Here is a 617-nt window from a genome sequence, read left to right as displayed (position 1 = left end):
GTGGACGGGCCTACTCGAAGCGGTGGCCGAACCGCCGGGGACGCCGCAACGCCGCGGCAAACCGGTTTTTCAGGGTTGGCACGGGGTTTGCTTCACGGATGGGCCGAAGCGCCGATCCGTTCCGACCCGCAAGCCAAGCCGACCGACCCCATGTCCCTGTCCTTCCCCGTCGATCACGACACGGCCGGCGCCCGGTCCGACCGCGCCGACCCGTGGGCCGAGCTGCGCCGCTACGAGCAGGCCAAGGCCGACGGCACCGCGCCCGAGGCGTCGTTCGACGACCTGCTGGACGTGATCAACCCGCTGCAGCACATCCCGGTGGTGTCCACGATCTATCGCGAGATCACCGGCGACACCATGCAGGGCGCCGCGCGGATCGTGGGCGGCGGGCTGTACGGCGGGGTCGGCGGATTGGTCGGCGGCCTGGTCAACGCGATCGCCGAGGAGGCGACCGGCCGCGACCTGGGCGGACACGTCATGGCCGCCCTGGGCATCAGCGACGACACGCCAACGGGCGGCACCGCCCCGCCGCCGGGCGTGCAACTGGCCGGCGCGCCCGACCCGGCCGGCGCCGCAAACGCCAGTTCAGCCGGCGCCGACGCGACGGCCCGGCCCGC

At 73.9% G+C, this 617-nt stretch carries 1 pseudogene; it reads left to right on the top strand.

Features of this window, described 5'->3' with window-relative positions:
* Nucleotides 1-150: 150 nt before the first annotated feature.
* Nucleotides 151-617 (top strand): annotated as a pseudogene (locus CKO28_RS27890) (hypothetical protein); the annotation flags it as partial.

The organism is Rhodovibrio sodomensis (genome assembly GCF_016583645.1).
GTDB classification, from domain to species: domain Bacteria; phylum Pseudomonadota; class Alphaproteobacteria; order Kiloniellales; family Rhodovibrionaceae; genus Rhodovibrio; species Rhodovibrio sodomensis.
This window is presented reverse-complemented; position numbering and strand designations above follow the sequence as displayed.